This is a genomic window from Shigella sp. FJ200513, assembly GCF_040495915.1.
GTDB lineage: Bacteria > Pseudomonadota > Gammaproteobacteria > Enterobacterales > Enterobacteriaceae > ECMA0423.
This window is the reverse complement of sequence record NZ_JBDYCV010000050.1, coordinates 21998-29071: the sequence shown is the minus strand read 5'-3', so window position 1 is coordinate 29071 and position 7074 is coordinate 21998. Positions and strand designations below refer to the sequence as shown.

The window sequence follows — 7074 nt, the reverse complement described above, 5'->3', positions numbered from 1 at the left end:
CCAGTGGAGTGGCTGACGGATAATGGTTCATGCTACCGGGCTAATGAAACACGCCAGTTCGCCCGGATGTTGGGACTGTAATCTGGCGTTGCAGACGACCAATCTCTGGCAGTAATGCAATCAATAACCCAACTTGTTGTACGACCAGAGGTTCTTTGCTATCTGCCCGTGGTTCAAGTTGCTGCATCCGCTGTTTCAGGCCAGCTAATGCCTGATTGACGCGTTCTTCATCAGCAGGTTGATGATGTAACGCGTCATCAACATAGCAAACTGCGTCATCAAGAAACGCCAGAATTTCAGGATTAGTTAACTGCTCCCGGTGAGCACCGAGGGCTGAGATATAGCTGGTAAACGTATGGTTAAGGCACAGCAAGCGAAACGCGGCTTCGCGAATTTGCGGGGTAACGTTCGGTTCGCTGGACATATTTGATACCACCGACGCCAGTTCAGCATCACGGTTGTGTGCATCGCGGCGGGCAATACGATACGCCAGACGGTTATCACGCCCCTGATGGTATTGCTCCAGTATGGCATCGAGATAGCGACAGTTGGCCTCTGTGGCGCGTTCGAGCATTCGCGGCAGATTGCGAAACTTCCAGTCAGGCCAGATGTAGCTCACTGCCGCCCACGCAATGGCACAACCAATCAGCGTATCGATTACGCGAGGTAACGCTACTTCAAAACCTTCACCCAGTAAGTTAAAACACAGTAGCACCAAAAGTGTGATGAACATCGTTGCATGAGCGTATTGCACGTTACGGAAGGCAAAAAAGAGCACGCCGGTAATAACCAGCAGCACCAGCTGCCCTTCCAGTGATGGCACAAACCACAGCACAGGAATGCCAATCGCGATACCTACCAGCGTACCAATAATCCTTAACTTCAGGCGGTGGCGCGTGGCGTTATAGTTTGGCTGGCAGACAAACAAACTTGTCAGCAAGATCCAATACCCGTGATGCATTCCGGTTATTTGAATGATGGCGTAGCCGAAGCACAACACCAGCGACATTCTTACCGCATGACGGAAGAGGGCGGATTCCGGCGTGAAGTGACGGCTAAGACGCAGCCAGATATCACTCAATCCGTGCGGGCTGTCATCAGCGAGCTCATTTTCGTCATTATTACGGGGTAGTGTCTGGGCCTGTTCTGATTCAATTGTTGCCAGTTGGGCATCAATGGCGCGTAAATTGTTCAGCAAAAATCCCAGTGTTTTGAGTAAATCGGCGGGTGCGCCGTTATCGCGTATCCGCTCCAGCGCAGCATCAATATGCGTAAAAGCGCGCTCAAAATGCGGATCATGTTGATAAGACTGACGCAACAAAATACAGCGTGACAGTTGCTGGCACGCCTGGCCCTGCATCGACATCAGCCGCTGAAAACGGAACAGCACGTCGCTGTGGCGAAAATGTTCACGCAATGTTTGATACTGAATATGAGAAGAGCTGGCACGCTCGTGAATATCCTGTGCGACAAAGTAATAATGCAGCGTGCGACGCGTTCCCCGTTGACCACGATCGCCACGTAAGCGGGTCAGCAGCGAGAGTTTCGTCTGATTCAATGTCGCCATCAGCTGACCGTTGGCGAGAGCCAAATCGTACAGCGGTGCCTGGCTTTCATCTTCAATATCAGGATCAAACATGCGCGACTTGAGCTCAAGATAACGCGCCAGTTGTTCATAGCAACGCGCCAGGTTGTCCTGCAGCGGGCGGACCGGGAACAGCAGATGACCAATAAGTGTCAGGACGTTGTACCAGACGGCACCGGCCAGCAGATACATCGGCTGCTGATACCAGTGCTCATACAGTGATGTTCCCAACATAGTGTAAATGGCGATCAGCAATGCACCGAAGGCAATTGTTGCATAGCGTTGACCCAGACCGCCGAGCAAAATGAAGCCGCTGGTAGAGAGCGTTAAGCCAATCGCAAATAGCCAGGGCCAGGGAAACAGCAATTCTACTGAGGCCGAGGCGATAAAAAAGCAGAACAGCGTAATGATGAGGTTACGCAAACGTCCCGCCAGTCGGTCATCGAGATCGGTCAGCGCCGCTGCCACCATCCCCAGCGTTAGCGGAATCGTCAGTTTTACATCACCCAGCCACCACGGAAACGCTGTGGTTCCACAAAGCGCAATAAAAATACGCGCGTAATACAGCCAGGCGCTGTTCCAGGTATAGCGTTTGAGCAAAGGACTTAGCATAAAGGCCATATTAGTGGATTATTCAAAACGACGACGTGCATTGGCTTCACGCGCAGCTTGCGCTGTTTCTACCGATACCACGCGACGACCAACCGGCCATAGTGCAATAGCGGCAATTTTAAAGTTCGCAATGCCGACAGGAATGCCAATGATTGAAATACATTGTGCGATGCCCGTTGCAATGTGCATCAGGCATAACCACCAGCCAAAGAAAATCAGCCAGAAAATATTCAATACCGTACCGCCAGTATTCAGCAACACATTTTTGCCAGCCGGGTTCAGTTCATCGACATGAATAGCTTCATTGCCATAAGGCACCAGAGACAGTTTAGTGATCTCCCAGCAGGATCGTGTCAGCGGTAAGGTAAAAATCAGCACAATACTGACCAGAGTCGCCAACAGCCAGCCCAGAGTGGTGGCAAATCCGCCAAGCACAAAGTTCAGAATGTTCAAAACGGTACGCATAAAACCTCGCTTTACTGTGGTTTTCAGTAATGGGCGGCAATTGTAACGTTTTTTTGGGCTGGAGCACGTTTTCTCTGACGGTTACACTGATAAGAAATAATTTCGTGTGGATCTACAGAGTCATGGAACTGAAAGCGACAACGCTTGGAAAACGTCTGGCACAGCACCCTTACGATCGGGCGGTGATCCTCAATGCCGGGATTAAAGTCTCCGGCGATCGCCACGAATACCTTATTCCTTTCAATCAATTACTGGCGATTCACTGTAAGCGCGGTCTGGTATGGGGCGAGCTGGAATTTGTACTGCCGGACGAAAAAGTGGTGCGTCTGCACGGCACAGAATGGGGCGAGACGCAGCGTTTTTACCATCATCTTGATGCTCACTGGCGGCGGTGGAGTGGCGAGATGAGCGAAATTGCGTCTGGTGTTTTACGCCAGCAACTGGATTTGATTGCCACGCGCACTGGAGAAAATAAATGGCTGACGCGTGAGCAAACCTCTGGCGTTCAGCAACAAATCCGCCAGGCTTTGTCGGCGTTGCCGTTGCCGGTTAACCGACTGGAAGAATTCGATAACTGCCGTGAGGCGTGGCGTAAATGTCAGGCTTGGTTGAAAGATATTGAAAGCGCTCGGTTGCAGCATAACCAGGCGTATACCGAAGCCATGCTTACCGAGTATGCGGATTTTTTCCGCCAGGTCGAGTCTTCACCGCTGAATCCGGCGCAGGCCCGGGCAGTCGTTAATGGCGAGCATTCTCTGTTAGTGCTGGCTGGTGCAGGAAGCGGAAAAACGTCGGTGCTGGTGGCCCGTGCAGGCTGGTTGCTGGCGCGTGGTGAAGCGTCCCCTGAGCAAATTTTATTGCTGGCGTTTGGTCGCAAAGCCGCTGAAGAGATGGACGAGCGGATTCGCGAACGGCTACATACCGAAGACATTACCGCACGCACGTTTCATGCGTTGGCGCTGCATATTATTCAGCAGGGCAGCAAAAAAGTTCCGATAGTCAGCAAACTGGAAAATGATACCGCTGCCCGTCATGAACTCTTTATTGCTGAGTGGCGCAAGCAATGCAGCGAAAAGAAAGCGCAGGCGAAGGGCTGGCGGCAATGGCTGACGGAAGAAATGCAGTGGTCAGTGCCAGAAGGTAACTTCTGGGATGATGAAAAATTACAGCGTCGCCTTGCCTCTCGCCTCGATCGCTGGGTAAGTCTGATGCGGATGCACGGTGGTGCACAGGCAGAAATGATTGCCAGTGCACCCGAAGAGATTCGCGATCTGTTCAGTAAACGTATCAAGTTGATGGCCCCGTTATTAAAAGCCTGGAAAGGTGCGCTGAAGGCAGAAAACGCTGTCGATTTTTCGGGCCTTATTCATCAGGCGATTGTGATTCTGGAGAAAGGCCGCTTTATCAGCCCGTGGAAGCATATTCTGGTTGATGAATTTCAGGATATCTCGCCGCAGCGCGCAGCGTTGTTAGCGGCATTACGCAAGCAAAACAGTCAGACGACGTTGTTCGCCGTTGGTGATGACTGGCAGGCGATTTACCGATTCAGCGGTGCGCAAATGTCGCTCACCACCGCTTTCCATGAAAACTTTGGTGAAGGCGATCGCTGTGATTTAGACACGACTTACCGTTTTAACAGTCGTATCGGTGAGGTGGCAAACCGGTTTATTCAGCAGAACCCAGGCCAGCTGAAAAAGCCGCTAAACAGCTTAACCAATGGAGACAAAAAAGCCGTCACGTTATTGGATGAGAGTCAACTTGACGCTTTGCTGGATAAGCTCTCTGGTTATGCCAAACCGGAAGAGCGCATTCTGATCCTGGCGCGTTACCATCACATGAGGCCTGCCAGCCTGGAAAAAGCGGCAACACGCTGGCCGAAGTTGCAAATCGACTTTATGACCATTCATGCCAGCAAAGGGCAACAGGCGGATTACGTCATCATCGTTGGCTTGCAGGAGGGGAGTGGTGGTTTTCCGGCTGCGGCGCGGGAGTCGATTATGGAAGAGGCGCTACTGCCACCGGTTGAGGATTTCCCGGACGCTGAAGAACGGCGTTTAATGTACGTGGCGCTGACCCGGGCACGCCATCGGGTATGGGCACTGTTTAACAAAGAGAATCCCTCTCCCTTTGTGGAAATACTGAAAAATCTGGATGTGCCGGTGGCGAGAAAACCGTAAGAAACAGGTGGCGTTTGCCACCTGTGCAATATTACTTCAGACGGTCAGCGAGATAACGCTGATAATCGGGGATAAGAATATCGACCGCGTCGTTGAAATGCGGCGACTGGATAATGAAGTCTGCCGTTGCCACGTTGGTGGCGACCGGAATGTTCCATACCGTCGCCAGACGCAGCAAGGCTTTCACGTCAGGATCGTGCGGCACGGCATTTAGTGGATCCCAGAAGAATATCAATACATCAATTTTCCCTTCTGAGATCAATGCGCCAACCTGCTGGTCACCCCCCATTGGGCCACTCAACATCGCGTTGACGTTCATGCCGGTCGCGCGGGAAATCAAGTTACCGGTAGTGCCTGTTGCATACAGTACGTGTTGTTCCAGTAACGGTTGATGCCGTTCCACCCAGCTCATCAGCATTTGTTTGCAGTGATCGTGTGCCACCAGCGCAATATGTTTCCGCGCAGGTAAAGTGCGAGTCGTCAGTTCCATAATGTACATCCGTAGTTAACTTTCCTACAGATTACTGTAAGCACTTATCGCTGCAAGATAAAGACCGAAAAAGCCTGCGCACAGGCACAAAAATCTCAGGAAGATGGTTGTTTTTCCGCCCATTGCAGGAAAGTATTTCGCGTTTGTGGGTCAGCCAGTTTAAACCAATACTTCAGCCGTTGTTCTGTGAGCACCTGAGACTGCGGTGGAATAGCATCCAGCTCGGAAACACCCGAAAGCAGCGTACTGTCATCTGCCATCATCGTGGCAAATTGCGGTAGTGAAGCGCGTTTCGCGGATTTGTTATAGCGTTCAACCTCGACCTCATAATCAATCGTTTTTGCCGTTGAGGTAATGGCGAGAATATCCAGCTTTACCGGAATCGGCGTCGCATCGCCATCCAACAATTCAAGGCGCGGCGCGGCATCAAAATGGTTAGCTTCCCGCTCATTCTCCAGGCGAGGCAGGCGAAAATTGACCTGGTTGATGAGCTGGGTATTAAAACTGACCACCAGCGGTGGGGAGATATACAGCCGTTCTTCACTATTGGAAAGATGAATCGTCTTCTCAACGCGAAACACTAACTGATGCGGTCCATTGTCCAGTTCAATGCTGTCCGCACCGCGCAGCAGAGAGCTGGAAACCTTCTTGCCGTCGAGTACCAGAAGATCGACATCGGTTGAAAGCCGCAGCGTGGTGGCAAAAACGGATACCGGCAAACATAATGCAATCAAGGTGGTCACGATGCCGGTTTTCATAGGTAGCTCCTGTCAAAAGACCGCCCGAATAATAATGTGTCAAAATTTTTCTTTAATCATACTTACTAACATATAGACATATTTCCCGCTTTTGCTCTCATTCATTCGTATTAGCTGCATGGTTGGCATGTCGGCTTTGTCGTACACTTTGTTAAACAGTCTGGAGGAAATAATGAAAGAAACCGATATTGCAGGCATTTTAACGTCCACTCACACCATTGCGCTGGTGGGGGCAAGCGACAAACCCGATCGCCCCAGCTATCGCGTGATGAAATATCTACTCGACCAGGGGTATCACGTCATTCCGGTTTCGCCAAAAGTTGCCGGCAAAACGCTGCTGGGCCAGCAGGGGTATGGCACGCTGGCAGACGTTCCGGAAAAGGTCGATATGGTCGATGTTTTCCGTAATTCAGAAGCGGCGTGGGGCGTGGCACAGGAAGCTATTGCCATTGGCGCGAAAACCCTCTGGATGCAACTGGGGGTGATTAATGAGCAAGCGGCAGTACTGGCACGGGATGCCGGGTTAAATGTGGTGATGGATCGCTGCCCGGCTATTGAGATCCCTCGCCTGGGTCTGGCCAAATAAAAAATCCCCGGAAGGCAAAAACCTTCCGGGGATTTGTTCAGGGATTAGTTACGCAGACGCGGGGCCTGGAGTTGTTTGCGGATGGTCTGCGCCAGCTCATCCATGGATGGCTGTTCAGGATGTTCATCCTGCAATTCGCTACTTAGCTGGGCTTCAGCCAGGTAGGTATGAACCGGTAGGCCGTTATCGTCCTCCATCACCACGTGATACCACGGAGCGGCGCGAAGCTCGTCATTCACCGCCAGCTCATCGGGCGACGGTTCAGAGAGCGAATAAACCGGGTCGATATCCACGACCACTCCGAGATAACCTAACAGGGAATGGCGGACCTGCTGGCCGATACCGAATTTGCTGGCAATCATAGTCACCTCCCGGGAAATCTTTACCTTTGATATAAGGGT

Annotated in this window: 7 protein-coding genes; 2 read left to right on the top strand and 5 right to left on the bottom strand. The window is 51.6% G+C overall.

The annotated features are described in order from the left end of the window. Window positions 1-40: 40 nt before the first annotated feature. A complete protein-coding gene (gene yccS / locus ABZJ92_RS12420; protein WP_000875054.1) occupies window positions 41-2206 on the bottom strand; it encodes a YccS family putative transporter in 2166 nt (721 codons plus the stop codon). 9 nt (window positions 2207-2215) lie between these two features. Continuing rightward, window positions 2216-2662, bottom strand: coding sequence for a YccF domain-containing protein (locus ABZJ92_RS12415; protein ID WP_001261235.1), 447 nt, complete (start codon window positions 2660-2662; stop codon window positions 2216-2218). A gap of 122 nt (window positions 2663-2784) precedes the next feature. Between ABZJ92_RS12415 and helD the strand changes: the two genes are divergently transcribed. Beyond that, window positions 2785-4839 (top strand): DNA helicase IV, encoded by a 2055-nt coding sequence (gene helD / locus ABZJ92_RS12410; protein ID WP_005047455.1) that lies wholly within the window; start codon window positions 2785-2787, stop codon window positions 4837-4839. A 31-nt stretch (window positions 4840-4870) separates the two neighbouring features. Here the strand turns inward: helD and mgsA are convergent, their stop codons facing one another. Next, window positions 4871-5329, bottom strand: a complete 459-nt coding sequence (gene mgsA, locus ABZJ92_RS12405) for a methylglyoxal synthase (RefSeq protein ID WP_000424181.1) — start codon at window positions 5327-5329, stop codon at window positions 4871-4873. A gap of 95 nt (window positions 5330-5424) precedes the next feature. Then, entirely contained in the window at window positions 5425-6087 is a 663-nt protein-coding gene (locus ABZJ92_RS12400; protein WP_000847791.1) for a DUF2057 family protein, read from the bottom strand. A gap of 172 nt (window positions 6088-6259) precedes the next feature. Here ABZJ92_RS12400 and ABZJ92_RS12395 point away from each other — a divergent pair, with 172 nt between their 5' ends. After that, window positions 6260-6673: a CoA-binding protein gene (locus tag ABZJ92_RS12395; RefSeq protein WP_000665217.1), complete on the top strand. Its 414-nt coding sequence runs from the start codon at window positions 6260-6262 to the stop codon at window positions 6671-6673. Window positions 6674-6717: 44 nt separating this feature from the next. On the opposite strand, the gene hspQ is transcribed toward ABZJ92_RS12395, so the two are convergent. Beyond that, on the bottom strand, window positions 6718-7035 hold the full coding sequence (gene hspQ, locus ABZJ92_RS12390; RefSeq protein WP_001295356.1) for a heat shock protein HspQ: 318 nt from the start codon (window positions 7033-7035) through the stop codon (window positions 6718-6720). Window positions 7036-7074 lie beyond the last annotated feature (39 nt).

Excerpts from the sequence above, each read along its gene's own strand:
- yccS (WP_000875054.1), bottom strand. The coding sequence starts at position 2,206 with ATGGCCTTTATGCTAAGTCCTTTGCTCAAACGCTATACCTGGAACAGC.
- hspQ (WP_001295356.1), bottom strand. The coding sequence starts at position 7,035 with ATGATTGCCAGCAAATTCGGTATCGGCCAGCAGGTCCGCCATTCCCTG.
- ABZJ92_RS12400 (WP_000847791.1), bottom strand. The coding sequence starts at position 6,087 with ATGAAAACCGGCATCGTGACCACCTTGATTGCATTATGTTTGCCGGTA.
- mgsA (WP_000424181.1), bottom strand. The coding sequence starts at position 5,329 with ATGGAACTGACGACTCGCACTTTACCTGCGCGGAAACATATTGCGCTG.
- ABZJ92_RS12395 (WP_000665217.1), top strand. The coding sequence starts at position 6,260 with ATGAAAGAAACCGATATTGCAGGCATTTTAACGTCCACTCACACCATT.
- ABZJ92_RS12415 (WP_001261235.1), bottom strand. The coding sequence starts at position 2,662 with ATGCGTACCGTTTTGAACATTCTGAACTTTGTGCTTGGCGGATTTGCC.
- helD (WP_005047455.1), top strand. The coding sequence starts at position 2,785 with ATGGAACTGAAAGCGACAACGCTTGGAAAACGTCTGGCACAGCACCCT.